The organism is Pseudofrankia coriaricola (assembly GCF_001854805.1).
Classification (GTDB): Bacteria; Actinomycetota; Actinomycetes; order Frankiales; family Frankiaceae; genus Pseudofrankia.
In genome coordinates this window covers 89,302-106,401 of sequence record NZ_MBLO01000271.1, presented here as the reverse complement: position 1 = coordinate 106,401, position 17,100 = coordinate 89,302, and the positions used below count along the sequence as shown (strand labels likewise).

13 protein-coding genes and 1 pseudogene are annotated in these 17,100 nt (G+C 70.6%); 8 read left to right on the top strand and 6 right to left on the bottom strand.

The window, feature by feature from the left end:
- The first annotated feature begins 51 nt into the window (after positions 1–51).
- From BCD48_RS42845 to BCD48_RS42835, 3 genes are all read left to right on the top strand, one after another.
- Entirely contained in the window at positions 52–1,095 is a 1,044-nt protein-coding gene (locus BCD48_RS42845; protein WP_071054236.1) for an acyl-CoA dehydrogenase family protein, read from the top strand.
- 79 nt (positions 1,096–1,174) lie between these two features.
- On the top strand, positions 1,175–2,725 hold the full coding sequence (locus tag BCD48_RS42840) for a class I adenylate-forming enzyme family protein (protein WP_071054256.1): 1,551 nt from the start codon (positions 1,175–1,177) through the stop codon (positions 2,723–2,725).
- On the top strand, positions 2,725–3,909 hold the full coding sequence (locus BCD48_RS42835) for an acyl-CoA dehydrogenase family protein (protein ID WP_071054234.1): 1,185 nt from the start codon (positions 2,725–2,727) through the stop codon (positions 3,907–3,909). Before BCD48_RS42840 ends, BCD48_RS42835 begins: the two co-directional genes overlap by 1 nt.
- Positions 3,910–4,033: 124 nt before the next feature.
- Here the strand turns inward: BCD48_RS42835 and BCD48_RS42830 are convergent, their stop codons facing one another.
- Positions 4,034–4,735: an EthD domain-containing protein gene (locus BCD48_RS42830; RefSeq protein ID WP_071054231.1), complete on the bottom strand. Its 702-nt coding sequence runs from the start codon at positions 4,733–4,735 to the stop codon at positions 4,034–4,036.
- Positions 4,736–4,842: 107 nt separating this feature from the next.
- Positions 4,843–6,462: an ABC-F family ATP-binding cassette domain-containing protein gene (locus BCD48_RS42825; RefSeq protein WP_071054229.1), complete on the bottom strand. Its 1,620-nt coding sequence runs from the start codon at positions 6,460–6,462 to the stop codon at positions 4,843–4,845.
- Between the two features lie 162 nt (positions 6,463–6,624).
- Here BCD48_RS42825 and BCD48_RS42820 point away from each other — a divergent pair, with 162 nt between their 5' ends.
- Positions 6,625–7,671, top strand: coding sequence for an aldo/keto reductase (locus tag BCD48_RS42820; protein ID WP_071054227.1), 1,047 nt, complete (start codon positions 6,625–6,627; stop codon positions 7,669–7,671).
- Positions 7,672–7,768: 97 nt separating this feature from the next.
- Here the strand turns inward: BCD48_RS42820 and BCD48_RS42815 are convergent, their stop codons facing one another.
- Entirely contained in the window at positions 7,769–8,623 is an 855-nt protein-coding gene (locus BCD48_RS42815; protein ID WP_071054225.1) for a helix-turn-helix domain-containing protein, read from the bottom strand.
- Positions 8,624–8,774: 151 nt separating this feature from the next.
- Between BCD48_RS42815 and BCD48_RS42810 the strand changes: the two genes are divergently transcribed.
- Positions 8,775–9,872, top strand: a complete 1,098-nt coding sequence (locus BCD48_RS42810; RefSeq protein ID WP_083420073.1) for an NAD(P)/FAD-dependent oxidoreductase — start codon at positions 8,775–8,777, stop codon at positions 9,870–9,872.
- Positions 9,873–9,923: 51 nt separating this feature from the next.
- On the opposite strand, the gene BCD48_RS42805 is transcribed toward BCD48_RS42810, so the two are convergent.
- Both BCD48_RS42805 and BCD48_RS42800 read right to left on the bottom strand, forming a co-directional pair.
- Positions 9,924–10,901: an alpha/beta fold hydrolase gene (locus BCD48_RS42805; protein ID WP_071054221.1), complete on the bottom strand. Its 978-nt coding sequence runs from the start codon at positions 10,899–10,901 to the stop codon at positions 9,924–9,926.
- Between the two features lie 152 nt (positions 10,902–11,053).
- The gene (locus BCD48_RS42800) at positions 11,054–11,788 is read right to left on the bottom strand and encodes a TetR/AcrR family transcriptional regulator (protein WP_083420072.1); all 735 of its coding nucleotides are present in this window, start codon (positions 11,786–11,788) and stop codon (positions 11,054–11,056) included.
- A 125-nt stretch (positions 11,789–11,913) separates the two neighbouring features.
- Between BCD48_RS42800 and BCD48_RS42795 the strand changes: the two genes are divergently transcribed.
- Together BCD48_RS42795 and cynS are read left to right on the top strand one after the other, a co-directional pair.
- Positions 11,914–13,512 carry an MFS transporter gene (locus BCD48_RS42795; protein ID WP_071054252.1) on the top strand — a complete coding sequence of 533 codons (1,599 nt, stop codon included), beginning with the start codon at positions 11,914–11,916 and terminating at the stop codon, positions 13,510–13,512.
- 178 nt (positions 13,513–13,690) lie between these two features.
- On the top strand, positions 13,691–14,134 hold the full coding sequence (gene cynS, locus BCD48_RS42790; RefSeq protein WP_071054218.1) for a cyanase: 444 nt from the start codon (positions 13,691–13,693) through the stop codon (positions 14,132–14,134).
- Positions 14,135–14,240: 106 nt separating this feature from the next.
- Here cynS and BCD48_RS54645 read toward each other — a convergent pair.
- Positions 14,241–14,461: pseudogene (locus tag BCD48_RS54645) on the bottom strand (LLM class F420-dependent oxidoreductase); the annotation flags it as partial.
- Positions 14,462–14,574: 113 nt separating this feature from the next.
- On the opposite strand from BCD48_RS54645, the gene BCD48_RS42785 reads away from it, so the two are divergent.
- Complete coding sequence (locus BCD48_RS42785; protein ID WP_071054216.1) at positions 14,575–16,599, top strand: prolyl oligopeptidase family serine peptidase; 2,025 nt, start codon at positions 14,575–14,577, stop codon at positions 16,597–16,599.
- The last annotated feature ends 501 nt before the right edge of the window (positions 16,600–17,100 follow it).

The window sequence follows — 17,100 nt, the reverse complement described above, 5'->3', positions numbered from 1 at the left end:
CCAGCGAGCCGCGTGCGGTCGACCCTAGCGAGGCAGAGGGAGGCGTCACGTATGGACTTCCGTCTCAGTGACGAGCAGCTTGCCCTGCGCGACACTGTCGTGTCGTTCTGCAAGGGGCATTCGGACGTGGCGGCAGCCGCGTCGCGCGAGGGCAAGCCGGCGGACGCCGCGGCCTGGTCGGAGCTGGTGGGTATCGGCGTGCTCGGCATGCTGGTCCCCGACGAGACCGGCGGCGCGGCGCCCGGCGGCGCCGCCGAGGTCGCCATCGCCTTCGAGGAGCTCGGCCGGTACCTGTGCGTGGGGCCGTTGCTGTGGTCGACGATCGCCGCCCCCCTCGTGGCCGGTGCTGGTGACGGGGAGGTCCGGGTGGCGGGGGTGCGCGTCGAGCCTGGCCTGCCCGTCGGTCCCGTCGCCGTCGAGCACGCGGGGGAGAGCGATGTGCTGATCGCGCTGTACCCGGACCGCGTCGAGCGGGTCGAGACGGCCGACCTGCCGGTCTCCGTCGCCGGGGAGCCGTTCGACCCGTTGACGCCCACGGCGGTGTTCGAGACGCTGCCCGCCGGCACGGCGATCGGTGGTGCGCGGGAGGCCGCGCGGCTGCGGCTGCTCGGTACGACGCTGTCCGCCGCGCTGCTGACCGGTGTCGCGCAGGGGGCGCTGGACACAGCGGCGGGCTACGCGGCCGGGCGCAAGCAGTTCGGCGTGCCCATCGGCTCGTTCCAGGCCGTGAAGCACCTGCTCGCCGACATGTACGTGCGGGTCGCGCTTGCCCGCAGCGCGACCTACGCCGCCGCCGCGATGATCGACGATCCGCGCGCCGGGGACGCTGTGCGCGCCGCGAGTGCCGCGAAGCTCCTGGCGGGCGAGGCGGGCATCGGCAACGGCCGGACCGCGGTCCAGGTGCTCGGTGGCATGGGCTTCACCTGGGAGATGCTTCCGCACTACTTCCTCAAGCGGGCGTGGGTGCTGGAGCAGGGCTTCGGCTCCGCGGGCGACCACGCGCTCGCGCTGGCTGGCGCGCTCGCGGCGGAGGCCACGGAGACCACGGAGGCCGCGAACAGGGCCGGCAGGACAACGAAGGCGGCGAGTGCATGATCTCCACACGTCCGCGAGACCCGATCGGCGTGGCCGAGGTCAAGGCCGGCCCTGGGCCCGAGTGCCAGGCGAGGTCGCGGTGACCCCCAGCGAGAGGACTGACCGGGCCACGCTGTCCAACCGGATCGCCGACACCCTTGTCCTCGACCCGGGCGCGCCGTTCCTGGAGTTCCACGGTGAGTGGCGCACCTGGGGCCAGCTCGCGGTGACCGCCGAGGCGGTCGCCGCCCACGTTCCCAGGCCGGGCACCCGGGTCGGGGTCCTGCTGCGCAACCGGCCGGCGCACGTCGGCCTTCTTGTCGGCCTGCTGCGTGCCGGGGCCTGCGTCGTCACCATCAACCCGAGCCGCGGCGTAGACCGTGTCCGTGCCGACCTCGCCGGCCTCGGCCTGCCGATCCTCGCCGGCACACCGGACGACATCGCCACCTTCGCCGGCCGTGCCGACGGTGCCGTGACCGGGCTGGTGCTCACGACGACCGACCTTGGCGAGCCGGTCAGCGCGACGGGCGGACTCCCCGACGACCTGGGCGTGCCGCGGCCAGAGGTCGCTGTGGAGATGCTGACCAGCGGTACGACCGGGCCGCCGAAGCGGATCCCGCTGGGTTACGAGATGCTCACCCGCGGACTCGTCGGCGCCAAGCACTACGAGTCCAACCAGGACGACACCCCTCGGCTGCGGTCGGGTGTCGCGATCGTGAACGCGCCGCTGGTGCACATGGGCGGCCTGTTCCGGGTCCTGCAGTGTCTCTACGACGGCCGCGCGCTGTGCCTGCTGGAACGGTTCGCGCTCGACCCATGGGCGGACGCGGTGCGCAGGCACCGGCCGCGCACGATCAGCCTCGTCCCGGCGGCGCTGCGGATGGTGCTGGAGGCCGATCTCGACCCGGCGGTCTTCGCCAGCGTCCGTTCGGTGATTTCGGGTACCGCCCCGCTGTCTCCGGACGACGCGGACGCCTTCGAGGCGAAGTACGGCGTGCCGGTGCTGGTCTCGTACGCGGCGACCGAGTTCGGCGGCGGCGTGGCGGGCTGGAACCTGGCCGACCACCGGAAGTACGGGGCGGCGAAGCGGGGCAGCGTCGGGCGGGCGCACGCCGGCTGCGAGCTGCGCGTCGTCGACGCGGAGACCTTCGAGCCGCTGCCGGCGGGCGCGGAGGGACTGCTCGAGGTCCGCGCGCACCAGTTCGGCGACGGCGCGGGCTGGGTGCGGACCACCGACCTCGCCCGGCTCGACGCCGACGGCTTCCTGTGGATCCTGGGCCGGGCTGACCAGGCGATCATCCGCGGCGGTTTCAAGATCCGCCCGGATGACGTCCGGGTCGTGCTGGAGCGTGATCCGCGGGTGCGGGGTGCCGCTGTCGTCGCCCGGCCCGACCCGCGGCTGGGCGCCGTTCCCGTCGCGGCCGTCGAACTGCGAACGGCCACCGGCGGCGCTGCCGGCGCGACGGCGGGCGCCGACGCGCGGGAGGTGGTCGAGGTGCTGCGGGCTGACGCGGCCCGCGTGCTCGCCGCCTACGAGCTGCCGGCCGAGATCCGCGTCGTGGACGCGCTGCCGCGTACCCCGTCGGGCAAGGTCGACCTTGGCGCCGTCAGGGAGCTGCTCGCCGTACCCGTCATCGACCAGGAGCACTGATGGACCTGACCTACAGCGAGCAGGACGAGCGCTTCCGGGTCGAGCTGCGGGCGTGGCTGGCCCGGGAGGTGCCGGCCCACGGCGCGCCCCCGCCGCCTGGTGACTGGCCGGCCCGGCGTGCCTATGACACGGCCTGGCAGCGCAAGCTGTACGACGCGGGCTACGCCGGGCTGCACTGGCCGACGGCGTTCGGCGGCCGGGGTGTGGCGGTCAGCCAGCAGCTGGTCTACCTGGAGGAGTACGCGGCGGCGAACGCGCCCTACATCAGTGTCAACTTCGTCGGCATGATGCACGCCGGGCCGACGCTGATCGCGGAGGGGACCGACGAGCAGCGGGCCTTTCACCTGCCGCGGATCCTGCGCGGTGAGGATGTGTGGTGCCAGGGCTTCTCGGAGCCGGACGCGGGTTCGGACCTGGCGTCGCTGCGGACCCGCGCGGTCCGCGACGGCGACGAGTACGTCATCCATGGCCAGAAGATCTGGAGCACCCGGGCGCACGTCGCGGACTACTGCGAGCTGCTGGTGCGCACGGACCCGGACGCGCGCAAGCATCGGGGGATCAGCTGGCTGATCCTGGACATGCACCAGCCGGGCGTCGAGGTCCGCCCGATGCGCACGATCGACGGGGAGAGCCATTTCTGCGAGGTGTTCCTCGACGGCGCCCATGCCCCCGTCAGCAACCGGGTCGGCGAGGAGAACGACGGCTGGCGGGTCACGAACGTGACGCTGCGCTTCGAGCGCGGCACGGCGTTCGCGCAGCACATCATCACGCTGCGCTCGCAGGTCCGGGCGCTTGTCGAGGTCGCGATGACGACCCCGACCGGCCCCGGCGGGCAGACGCTGTGGGACGACTCGGCGCTGCGCACGCAGGTCGGGCGGCTTTCGGCGAGCGTCGACGCGCTGTGGCGGCTAACCCAGATGGGCATCGCCGAGGCCGAACGGACCGGCCTGCCCGCCCCGACCGGCTCGGCGGTGAAGCTGCGGTTCTCCGAGCTCGCCCAGGAGATCACCGAGCTGACGCTGCGAATCCTGGGCCGCCCGGTGCTCGGCGGCGCCGCCGGACGCGCCCGGGAAGCCGCGCGCGACTACCTCTGGTCGCTGCAGTACACCATCGCCGCCGGCACCTCCCAGATCCAGCGCAACCTCGTCGCCGAACGCATCCTCGGCATGCCCAGAAGCGCCTGAACCAGATTCCCCGGGCTGGATTCCCTACGTAAACGCCCTTACGTTGGGGCAGTACCTCCGACTGGGTGATTTTCGCCCAGGCCGCCGCGGCGTTCGCGTGGGCACGATCGGAAAGAGGTCCGGGTCATGATGGCGGGACAGGCCACAGAGTCTCCTCGCGGACCGCGACGAACCAGGACTTCCGGACCAGGTCGTCTTCGTTCTGGTCAAGGTTCTCGGCGAACCAGGATATCCGCTTGCGCATGTCGTCAAGGTCGTCGAAGTAGACCTCGTTCACGGCGTCGTACGGCCAGTCGGCGTCGGCGGTCAGCAGCGGGTGGTTCTGTATGTATGCCTGCCCGCGTGCGTCGGCGGGAATCGGCACGGTCCCGACCTTGCCGGCACGGTTCTTCCAGCGGTCGAAGAACTCCGCCGGTGTCAGGTCCGCCGCCCGCCGCGCAAGCGCCATGTGCTTCAGGCTCGTACCACCTTCTCGGCGCCGGTGGCGGAGCCACTCCTCGCCACGCATCACGTGCTCGTGTGCCACCACGATGCTGACGCTTCCCGGCTCGACCGCGCGGCCAAGGAGATCGTTCGCGGCTTTTGCGTCTGACGAGGCCCACCATGCTTCGAACCGCTTCAGGTGAGTGTCGTCCGCGAACCACTCCAGACCGATGCCGTCATGAGGCGGATCGGGCGTGACAGCATCCAGCACGGTGCACGCGGCTAAGCCAAGTGGTCGGGCGTCCGGCGGCGCGGTCAGCGCGGCGCCCACGCAGGCGCGCCACTCGGCGGCGAACCCGTCCCGCGCACACGCGCGGGTGACCAGCAGTATCCGCTTGATCATGCCTCTCCTCGCAGATCTCACTCCCCGAACAGCACCTCCATCACTACCAGCCGAGGGCTCTTCGGGTCGGGGAGGCGACAGGGGCAGCGGATTGCTCCGCGTTGGAGCTATCGGCTGCGCCGCACCCGTCGCTCGTCCCAGACCGGCTCGGTGGTCTCGCGGACCTTCCCGTCCGTTCCGAACACCAGGAAACGGTCGAACGACCGGGCGAACCAGCGGTCGTGGGTGACCGCCAGGGTCGTTCCCTCGTACGACTCCAGACCCTTCTGCAGGGCCTCGGCGGAGGCCAGGTCGAGGTTGTCCGTCGGCTCGTCCAACAGCAATGCGGTCGCGCCGCCGATCTCGAGCAGGAGAATCTGGAAACGGGCCTGCTGGCCGCCCGACAGCCGGTCGAACGGCTTGTCGCCGTGGCCATCGAGCTCGTAGCGACGCAGCGTGTTCATAGCCGGTCCCCGGCTCTTCGCGTGGTCGGCCCACAGGATGTCGACCAGCGTGCGCCCCACGAGATCCGGCCTGGTGTGCGTCTGCGCGAAATGGCCTGGCACGACGCGGGCTCCGAGTTTCCACTCGCCGCCGTGGGCGACGTCGCCGCCCGCCAGCAGCCGCAGGAAATGGGACTTGCCCGAGCCGTTCGAGCCGAGCACGGCGACCCGTTCGCCGTAGAAGACCTCCAGGTCGAACGGCTGCATGAGACCGGTCAGTTCCAGCCCCGCACAGGTGAGGGCCCGCATGCCCGTGCGCCCGCCCCGCAGCCGCATGGTGATCTTCTGTTCGCGCGGTGGCTCCAGCGGCGGGCCGTTCTCCTCGAACTTGCGCAGCCGCGTCTGGGCCGCGTGGTAGCGCGAGGCCATCTCGTCGCTCCGCGACGCGTACTGCCGCATGTCCAGCACGAGCTTCTTGAGCTGCGCGTGCTTCTCGTCCCAGCGGCGACGCAGCTCCTCGAACCGCTCGAACCGTTCGGCGCGCGCCTGGTGGTAGGTGGCGAAGCCGCCGCCGTGCACCCAAACGACACTTCCCGACGGCCCCGGTTCGACACTGACGATCCGTTGCGCCGCCCGCACGAGCAGCTCGCGGTCGTGGGAGACGAACAGCACGGTCTTGCGGGTGGCGCGCAGCTGCTCCTCGAGCCACTGCTTGCCCGGCACGTCCAGGTAGTTGTCCGGCTCGTCGAGCAGCAGGACCCCGTCGGGGCCGCGCAGCAGAGCCTCCAGGACGAGCCGCTTCTGCTCACCGCCGGAAAGCGTCCGCACGGCGCGCCACTGCGCCTTCTCGTAGGGCACGCCGAGCGCGGACATCGTGCACATGTCCCAGACGGTCTCGGCCTCGTAGCCGCGCGCGTCCGCCCAGTCGGAAAGGGCCTGCGCGTAGCTCATCTGCGCCGCCTCGTCGTCGCGTTCGACGAGCGCCATCTCGGCCTCGTCGACGGCGCGCGCGGCCTGCTGGATGAGCGGCACCGCGACCGAGACCAGCAGGTCACGCACGGTCCGGTCGTCGCGCACGGAGCCGACGAACTGCGGCATGACACCCAGGCCGCCGCTGACGGTCACCGTGCCGGCGTGCGGCGTCAGCTCGCCGGTGATGATCCGCAGCAATGTCGTCTTGCCGGCGCCGTTGGCCCCGACAAGCGCGGCGATGGTGCCGTCCGCCACCCGGAACGAGGCGTCGTCGAGCAGCACCTGCCCATCCGGCAGGTGGTACTCGACATGCGCGACTTCTACGTGGCTCATCGGTCCAATCCAAACCCACGGGGACCTGCCCCAGCCCGACGAGCGTGCCCACAGGCTAGCTGACCGCCCGCCATGCCAGGCGTCTGGCCATTCAGGCCATATCCGGGAGGGCGGGCGCCGGGGCCCGCCGCGATAGTGTGCCGACTGACCTGGGGAGTGTGCATGAAGTACCGCAAGTTCGGTCGAACCGGCGTCGAGGTCAGCAGCCAGTGCCTGGGCGCGATGATGTTCGGGGTCATAGGCAACCCCGACCACGACGAGTGCGAACGCATGATCGGCCGGGCGCTCGACGCCGGGATCAACTTCATCGACACCGCCGACATCTACTCCCGCGGCGAGAGCGAGCAGATCGTCGGCCAGGCGGTGAGGGCGCGGCGCGACGACGTGGTCATCGCGACCAAGTGCTTCAACCCGATGGGCGCCGATCGCAACCAGCGCGGCGGGTCCCGGCGATGGATCATCAAGGCCGCTGAAGACAGCCTGCGCCGCCTCGGCACCGACTACATCGACCTGTACCAGGTCCATCGGCACGACTGGGACACCGATCTTGAGGAGACTCTCGGCGCGCTCACCGACCTGGTCCGTCAGGGCAAGGTGCGATACATCGGCTCGTCGACCTTCCCGGCGGACTGGATCGTCGAGGCGCAGTGGGCCGCCCAGCGTCGCAACAGCGAACGTTTCGTCAGCGAGCAGCCGCAGTACTCGATCTTCGCGCGGTCGGTGGAGAAGGCCGTGCTGCCGACCTGCCTGCGGCACGGCATCGGGGTGATCCCGTGGAGCCCGCTGTCCGGCGGCTGGCTCACCGGCAAATACCGGCGCGGCCAGGACGAGCCGGCCAGCTCGCGGTACGCCGCCGGCAGCGTGTTCGCCCGGGGCCGCACGATCTCCGGCGACCCGGACTCCGAGGCCAGGTTCGACGCGGTCGAGGAGCTGTCCAAGATCGCGGCGACGGCCGGCCTCTCGCTCACCCACCTGGCGCTCGCGTTCGTCGACCGCCATCCGGCCATCAGCTCGACGATCATCGGCCCCAGGACCATCGAGCAGCTCGACGACGTGCTCGCCGCCGTTGACGTCGTGCTCGACGACGACACCCTCGACGCCATCGACGAGGTAGTGCGCCCGGGCACCGACATCGCGGGCGTCTCCCACATGACTGGAGACCCATCTCTGCGGCCCGAGCTACGCCGCCGGCCGGTCGCACAGACCTGAAGTACGTCCGGTTCGGCCAGACCGGCCTGTTGGCGCCGAAGGATCAAGGTGCTCTACGGCGGTGGCGCGTGTTGCCTCGCTGGGTGTGAGGCCTGCGTCACCGAAGGACGAGGCGTAGTGGTTGCGCTCGATCGCGGTTGAGCTGGTCGAGCGCTGTGGCGGTTGCCGCGTCGCCGGGCAGGTAGACGATCAGACGTTGGTCGTCGTCGGCGGGGAGCTCGAGGGTTTCGTAGGCGAGTCGAAGCGCGCCGGCATCGGGGTGGGTGAGGCGCAGGACGCCGCTGGTCTTCGCCAGGCTGGGAATCGTGTCGACTCGGTGTGTGAAGGCGTCGCCGGCGATGACCGTCAGCTCATCCGCGAACGCCGCCATGTCGGGGCGTGCGCGGAATGGGCCTTGCTTGAGCGCCGCGACCTGTTCGTCGGCTACGTGGGCCCAGTCGGGGTAGGTGGCGCGGGCGCGGCTGTCGGTGAAGACGTACCGGGCCAGGTTGGGCTGCGCGGCGTCCAACAGTCCCGTGGGTCTGGCGAGCCTTTCGTAGCCGGCGGTGTGCGCGAGGATGTCGGTGAGCGGGTCGAGCAGTATCGCGGGGGTGGGCTCGAGGCGGTCGAGCAGGGCCCGCACGGTCGGGCGGACGATGCGAGAGAGGTTGCCGAGGCCCCGGCAGTTGAATCCCGGGTCGGCGGCTTTCGTCAGTCGGTGCAGGTGGATGCGTTCGCTCGGGGTCAGCCGGAGCGTGTCGGCGAGGGCGGAGAGCACCTGCGGGGATGGTCGGCGGTCGCGCCCCTGCTCGAGCCTGATCACGTACTCGACGCTGACGCCGGCGAGGGTCGCCACCTCCGAGCGGCGCAGTCCAGGGGCACGGCGACGCGGTCCGGTGAGCAGGCCGACCTCGGCCGGGCTGATGTTCTCGCGGTGCGTGCGCAGGAAAAGCCCGAGCTCGTTGTGGCTCACCGTCCGACCGTAACAGCGTCCCCGCCCGTGTAGGTGTCCCCGTCACTACCACCCTCAGCGCGGCCTTCCTGAGCGTTCGCCCGCTGGCAAGAGTCGGGGAAAGAGGTTCGGCGACGTCGAGCCCGACTCTGTGTCCGCGGGAGCTGGAATCATGAGCAGTACGGTCGTGGTCGTCGGCGGGGGTTATGGAGGTGCGGCGGTCGCCAAGGCACTCGAGGCTGAGGCCGATGTCGTCCTCATCGATCCGCGGGACGCCTTCGCCAACGTGGCGGGGTCACTGCGGGCGCTGGCTCAGCCGGCCTGGGCCGCCAGAATGTTCTTTCCTTTTGCCACGCTGCTCACCCGCGGCACGGTGATTCGCGAGCGAGCGGTCTCGGTGGACCCCGACGGTGTCACCCTCTCCTCGGGGCGGCGAGTTCCCGCGGACTACCTGGTACTCGCCACCGGCTCCAGCTACGCCTACCCGGCCAAGCCGAAGGCCGACGCCACCGAGGACGCGCTGGCGGACCTGCGCGATACCCACAAGGAACTGGCCGACGCGGAGCGGGTGCTGATCGTCGGCGCGGGTCCGGTCGGTCTGGAGCTTGCCGGCGAGATCAAGGATGCCTGGCCGAGCAAGTCCGTGACCGTCGTGGACGTGGCCGCGACCCTGTTGCCGGGCTTCGAGCCGGATCTGCGCGACGACCTTCACCGCCAACTCGACGACCTGGACATCCGGCTCCACCTGGGAGCCAGTCTGACGGCGCTGCCGCCGACCGAGGCTGGCCGGGCCGGGGCGTTCACCGTCGCCACGACCGGCGGCGCCGAGATCACCGCTGACATCTGGTTCCAGGCCTTTGGCGTGCGTGTCAACAGCGACTACCTTGCCGACGGCCGGCTCACGACGCTCACCGCGCGGGGCGAGGTCGCCGTGACCGACACCCTGAATGTCGCGGGGCATGGCCATGTCTACGCGATCGGCGACCTGACCGATGTCGCCGAGGACAAGTTGGCCGCGTGCGCCCTGCGGCATGCGGAGGTTGTGGCGAAGAACATCACCGCGCAGCTGCGGGGCGAGCGGCCCACGACCACCTACCAGCCGCTGCCACATCCGATGATCCTGTTGCCGCTCGGACCGCGCGGCGGCGTCGGGCAGATGCCCACACCCGAGGGCCCGACCGTCGTCTCGGCTACGACGGTCTCCCAGTACAAGGGCGCCGACCTGTTCACCGGCCGCTTCACCGAACAGTTCGGTCCCACCGCCGCCTGAACGACCTTCGCTGACCACCGACGGCCCTACCGCCGTGGCGCCTGACCCGCGCTACGGCTGTCGGCCGCCGTGCGGGCGGACGGTGGCGGCCAGGTCCCCGTGCAGGTCTGCCAGTAGCCGGACGAACTCGTCCGCGGCGTCGAGGATGAGGTGATGGTGGGCGCCGGGCAGCGTCACGAAGGTCGATCCGGCGGGTAGCGCGGTGCGCGCGTAGGCGGCGACCTCGTCGGTGACGACGAGGCTGCGTCCCGCGCGTACGAACCACAGCGGTATCCGCAGCCGCGTCATGCTCTCCACCACTCGGTCGTTGTCGATCGGCGGAAGCCCGCGCTGGTCGAACTTCCAGGTCCAGCCCTGGGCGCTCGCGCTCGGGCGCACGGCGTACTCGGCGACCGGGCGGACCACCTCGGCCGACGGTTCCGGCTGCGGTGGCCGCAGCTGGAACCGCGCGGCGGCGATCTCCCGCGAGGCGTAGACGAGCTCGCGCCCGGGCGGGAGCGACGCCATCCGCGGCGGTGGCGCGCCGGCCGGGCGGAGCAGCGAGTCGAGCAGGACCAGCCCCCCGAACCGGTCCGGGTGGCTGGCCCCGGCGACCGCCGCGATCCGGCCGCCCATGCTGTGGCCGACCAGCAACGCGTGCCGGGACCCGACCGCGTCGAGCACCGCGATCAGCTCGGAGATCCACATGTCCACGCCGTAGCGGTCGCGGCGCCCGCTGTCGCCGTGGCCGCTGAGGTCGAGCCTGATCACCCGCCAGTGCTCCTCTAGCGCCGGCAGCACCCGGTACCACCACTTGTGGTGCGCCTGGTAGCCATGCACAAGCAGCAGGTCGCGGTTCCCCGACCCGGATACGGCGTAGCGGACCGGCACGCCGTCCACCAGCACCTCGTCCGGCAGCGCGGCCGCGGACGCCGGCGGCCCTGCCTCCACAGACGGCTCTTCCTCTGCGAACGGCCCTGCCTGCGCGGACGGCCCTGCCTGCGCTGGCACGGCCGTCCCACCGGTCACGCCGGTCTCGACCGGGCTCATCGCGCCTCCGACCCGTCCATCTCGTGCGGTAGCCAGAACCAGCCGATTGTCGACCCGCCCGGTCGGCCGGTGCGCACGGATGTGGCCAGCGTGGCAGTCCGAGGTTCTGGCCCGCGCGACAGCGTCGCCGCCAACAGATGCGGAGGCGGGGCCTACAGATCCTGAAGGGTCGGGGGGCGGCCTCGGTGGACCGTCGTGACCATGCTCTGCACGGAACGTTCGATCTGGTCCGCGGTCGGCGCGGGCGGTACCGGGTCGGTCCGAGCCGTTCCCTCGGCCCGGAAGGCGTCGAGGAGGTAGGCGGTGAAGCGGCGCCACGCGTCGGGCGCGGCCTCGTGGGTCGCGGCTGCCAGCCCGGCGTTGGCGAGCAGCAGGATGCCGATGTCGGCGGGGACGAAATCGGGCCGTAAGGAGCCGTTCCGCTGGGCCCGGGCGACGAGTTCCTCCAGCTCCGCCTTGGCCTCCGCCTTGAGCCCCTCGACCGCGCTGGACGACGGGAACCGCAGGGTGATCAGGTCGCGCAGGCCCGCGTCCGCCGCCTGCGCGCCGCAGAGGTACTCGATGAGCTCTCGGAAGCCCTCCCAGGGGCTCGGGTTCTCCAGAGCCCGGCCGACGGTGGTCCGGTAGTCGCGGATGTTCTCCTCGACGCTTGCCTCGAGCAGGTCGGCCCGGGTCGGGAAACGGCGGTAGAGCGTGGCGATGCCGACACCGGCCCGGCGGGCGATCTCCTCCAGGCCGACGTCGATGCCGCGCTCGGAGAACACCTCCCGCGCGGCCCGCAGTATGCGCTCGCGGTTGCGCTCGGCGTCGACCCGCAACACGGGACCTGTCCGCCTGGTAGGCCCGGCCGCCATCGCCTCGTTCCCGCCGAGTCGCGGACCGTCCATGTGACGAGCCTACCTTTCTATCTGGAGGTGACCCTCCGTTTACCCTGCTAGGGTTATCTGGAGAGATCTCCTCCATTTGTGGCGCGCCTCACGACGGCCGCGTGCTCGACGAAGGGATGGCCGCCATGTCACAGCACGTCGTCGCCGACGATCAGCGGACTCGCTCCGCCTCGGCGACAGGCGCGACTGGCCGGCGAGGTAATCCCTGGTGGGCCCTGGTGAGCGTCGCCCTCGGCGTCATCATGGTCGGCCTGGACGGGACGGTCGTGTCGATCGCGAACCCGCGGATCGCCGAGGACCTCAACGCCTCGTTGGCCGACCTGCAGTGGATCACCAACTCCTACCTGCTGGCCCTGGCGGCGCTGCTGATCTTCGGAGGGAAGCTCGGCGACCGATACGGCCGCAAGCGGGTGTTCCTCATCGGCGTGGTGGGGTTCGGCCTCTCATCACTGGCGATCGGCCTGGTCGGCAACATCGTCGGGATCATCGCGTTCCGGGCGGTCCAGGGCGCGTTCGGCGCCCTGCTGATGCCGAACACCCTCGCCATCCTGGCCGGCGCTTTCCCGCCCAAGGCCCTCAACCGGGCGATCGGGATCTGGAGCGGCGCATCGGCCGTCTCGATCGCCGGCGGACCGATCATCGGGGGCCTGCTGGTGGAGCACGTGAGCTGGGAGTCGGTCTTCTACATCAACGTGCCGATGGGGGCGCTCGCGCTCGGCGTGGGCCTGGCGGTGCTGCGCGAGTCCCAGAGCGAGAGCGCGGCGCAGCGCCACGACCTTCCCGGCATCCTCAGCCTGTCCGGCGGCCTGTTCGGCGTCATCTTCGGTCTGATTAAGGCGTCCAGCTGGGGGTGGACGGACGCGAAGACCCTTGCCTTCGTCTTCGGTGGCCTGGCCGTCCTGGCGCTGTTCGTGGTGATCGAAACCCGGGTGTCCGCTCCGCTACTGCCGATGCGGCTGTTCACCAACCGGTCGATCTCGGTGGGCAGCGCGGTTCTCGTCATCAACTTCTTCGCGCTGTTCGGCGTGCTGTTCTTCGTCACGCTGTTCCTGCAGAACGTCCAGGGTGTCTCGCCCATCGGGACCGGCGTACACATCCTGCCGCTGACCCTGGCCATGATGGTCATGGGGCCGATCTCCGGCCAGGTCACCGAACGCTTCGGGCCCCGCCCGCCGATGGTGGTCGGGCTCGTCCTGTCCGGGGTGGCGTTGCTCCTCCTGACCAGGCTCGAGACCGACTCCGGCTTCGGCGCGTTGTGGCCGTCACTGCTCATGCTCGGCATCGGGATGGGGCTGGTCATCACGGCGAGCGCGGAGGCGATCATCGGCAACGCGCCGGTGGACGACGCCGGGGTCGCCGGTGGCCTGCAGACCACGGCACTGCAGCTGGGCGGGGTCATCGGCACCGCCGTGCTGGGCTCGATCCTCAGCAGCAGCGTGGGATCGGTCCTGATCGACAAGCTGACCGGCGCCGGCGCTCCCGCCGACGTCGCGAACGGCCTGACCGGCTCGAACGAGCTCATCAGCCAGGGAGTCGCGCCCCGGGTGACCGGCGTGCCGGAATCGGTGCAGACCGCCGTGACCGCCGGCAGCCATGAGGCATTCATGGCCGGTCTGCACACGTCACTGGTCGTCGCGGGCGTCGCGACACTCGTCGCGGCGGCGTTGGCCCTCCTGGTTCAACGAGGAAGCCACAGCGACGGCACCACCGTCGTCGTGCACTAGGTCGTCGTGCAAAAAACGATCTGGTTGGCTCAGGCACCCCTGTAACACAGGGGTGCCCTCGCCACAGTTCCGCATGAGCGGGTTCCGGGACAGACGGTGCGTCGGGGACACTGGGGCCTGGCCGACTCCGACTCCGACGCCGGCCGGTGCCCATCGCTCCGCCCCTGGGAGGCCCCGCGTGGATCGGTCCGAACTGACTGAGCTGATCGTCACCAGTCGGCGGAGCAAGGGGCTGAGCTGGGCGTCGGTCGCCGAGGCGGTGGGCCGGAGCAAGGAGTGGGTCACCGCCGGCTGCCTGGGCCAGATGTCGTTCGACGAGTCGGAGGCGGCCACGCTCGTGGAGCTGCTTGAGCTGCCGGCCGAGGCGGCCGCGCTCCTCACCGAGCCGCCCTACCGGGGCTCGCTGCCGACGGCCGTCCCGACCGACCCGCTGATCTACCGTTTCTACGAGCTGGTCTCGGTGTACGGGACGACCTTCAAGGAGCTGATCCAGGAGGAGTTCGGCGACGGCATCATGAGCGCGATCGACTTCAGGATGAACATCGAGCGCGAGCCCGACCCGGCCGGCGACAGGGTGAACATCACGATGAGCGGAAAGTTCCTCCCGTACCGCCGCTACTGACAGCCCCGACCAGCCCGTTCCCGTGGTTCGCCGGGGCCCTCACGCCCCGGCGCGGCCCGTTCCTCGGCAGAGCCGTCACCGGAACCCATCCCAGGCGCGGGTGCCGGGCCGAGAAACCGAGCCGCAGCAGGCTGTTGGCGTATTTCGGCAGGCTCAGGTAGCCCCGGAGCCATGCGCCGCCGATCGTGTGCGCCTCGTCGGCGTCGGCGCACAGAAAGACGGTCTGCTCGGGCAGCACGAGCGCCTGGGCGCCCAGGCCTCTCGGATGCGGCTGGTGTGCTCGGGGGTGACGAGGTAGGGGTGCGCCCCGAGGGCCCGCCTCCCCGCGGGGCGGTCGTGGAGCAGGCCGGTGCCTCGGCCGTCGCTGTTGTTCACGTGGCCGAGGCCGTAGCTGACGGGACATGTCGGAATCGGCGTCCGATGTCGGGCAGACTTGAGGGGTGGCCGACGATGATCCGTACCGTTGGCTCGAGGACGTCGCCGGGGAGGCCGCGCTCGCCTGGGTGCGCGAGCGCAACGCCGAGACGTTCGCCGAGCTCACCCAGTCCGCCGGGTTCGCCGCGCTGCGCGCGGAGATCCGCGAGGTGCTCGACGCGGATGACCGGATTCCCTATCCGGTCACGAGGGGTGAGTACCTCTACAACTTCTGGCGCGACGCGGCTCATCCGCGTGGCCTGTGGCGGCGCACCTCGCTGGCGTCCTATCGCGACGCCGCCCCGGACTGGGAGATCGTGCTCGACGTCGACGCGCTCGCCGACAGCGAGGGCGAGAACTGGGTGTGGCACGGCGCGCGGGTGCTGCGACCCGACCATCGGCTGGCCCTGGTCCAGTTGTCCCGTGGCGGCGCGGATGCCAGCGTCGTCCGCGAGTTCGACCTGATCGCCAAGTCCTTCGTGGACGACGGCTTCGTCCTGCCCGAGGCCAAAAGTACGGTCAGCTGGATCGACGAGGACCGGGTCTACGTCGGTACCGACTTCGGCGAAGGCTCGTTGACCGCGTCCGGCTACCCGCGTGTGGTCAAGGAATGGCGGCGCGGCACGCCGCTTGACGATGCCGTCACGGTCTTCGAGGGCGAGCCGGATGACGTCTCGGTCGGCGCCTCCCACGACCCGACCGAGGGTTTCGTGCGCGACTTCGTCCACCGAAGCGTCGACTTCTACCGCACCGAGTTGTACCTGCGTACCCCGACCGGGCTGGTCCGCATCGACGTTCCGGACGACGCGCACACCTCGATCCACCGGGACTGGCTGCTCATCGCCACCCGGTCGGAATGGGCCGTAGACGAGAACGCCTATCCGGCGGGCGCACTGCTCGCGGCCGACTTCGACGCGTTCCTCGAAGGACGACGTGAGCTCGCGGTGCTCTTCGAACCGGAAGAGCACACCTCGCTCGACTACCACGCGTGGACCCGCAACCATCTGATCGTCGCCACGCTGCGGGACGTGAACAGCAGGTTCACCGTGCTCACTCCGACAGTCGAGGGCTGGGCGCCGGCGCCGCTGGCCGACCTCCCGGACACCGGCTCGGCCTACATCTGCGACACGAATCCCGACGTCGACGACGAGTACTTCCTCAACGTCAGCGGCTACACCCAGCCGGCGACTCTCTACCGTGGCGATATTGGCGCCGAGCCAGAGATCATCAAGCAGGCACCGGAGTTCTTCCCGACCGAGGGCCACACCGTCAGCCAACATTTCGCTGTTTCCGACGACGGCACCCGCATCCCGTATTTCGTCGTCGGCACCGGGAAACCCGGGCCGACGCTGCTCTACGGGTACGGCGGCTTCGAGGTCTCGCTCACCCCAAGCTACAGCGGCACTGTCGGCCGCGCCTGGCTGGCGCGCGGCGGCACCTACGTCGTCGCCAACATACGCGGCGGCGGAGAGTACGGCCCCGACTGGCATCAGTCGGTTGTCCGGGAGAACAGGATGCGCGTCTACGAGGATTTCGCCGCCGTGGCCCGAGACCTCGTCCGTACAGGGGTCACGACGCCGGCCCAGCTCGGCATTGAGGGCGGCTCCAACGGCGGCCTGCTCATGGGCGTCATGCTGACCCGCTATCCGGAGCTGTTCGGAGCCGTCGTCTGCTCGGTGCCGCTGCTCGACATGCGCCGCTACCACCAGCTGCTCGCCGGAGCCTCGTGGGTGGCCGAGTACGGCGACCCCGACGATCCCGCCGACTGGGCGTTCATCAGGGAATACTCGCCGTACCAGAACGTCCACCCCGACCGCCGCTATCCGCCGACGCTCATCACCACGTCGACCCGGGACGACCGCGTCCACCCCGGGCACGCCCGCAAAATGGTCGCGAGTCTCCGCGAGCTCGGCCACGACGTCCGTTACTACGAAAACATCGAAGGTGGCCACGGCGGCGCCGCCGACAACGGACAACTGGCCCACAAGTCAGCCCTGACCTACGAGTTCCTCTGGCGCACCCTCGGTACCGGCGCGGCCGCGGTCGGATAACGCGGGCGGTGGAGCAGGCGGGCGGTGGGGCAGGAGGAAGGGGGCGTCAGCTGGCTGGGATGGGTCGGGGTCGGTCATGGCCTCGGTTACCGCAAGCGCTGTTTGATGGTCCTTGGCCCGCGGACGAGCCGGATCGGGTCAGCGGTCGGGGACGAGCGTCACCTGGAGACGCGATCGGAGCCTGTCCGCGAGCTCGGCTCGCAGCGGAGTGCCGCCCGCCCTCGCCGCCTCAACGGCATCTTCCGTCATCAATACCGTTGCCGAAGCACCAGTCGTAGTAGACGTAGGCCTCGTGTGACGAGCCGCCCGCCACCAGCCGTATGGACGATCCCGGTGTCGCCCCACCTGTCCTTCAGGAGCCCGGGGCTGCCCACCGGGCGGTTGAGGTCGTACTGGCAGACCGCGACGGTGTCCACGGCGTCAAGCCGAACCACGTCGCGAACTCCGGTTCCACACGTCAGCCGAAAGGCTTGACCGACCGCCACCTGTCCTCGCCGTATG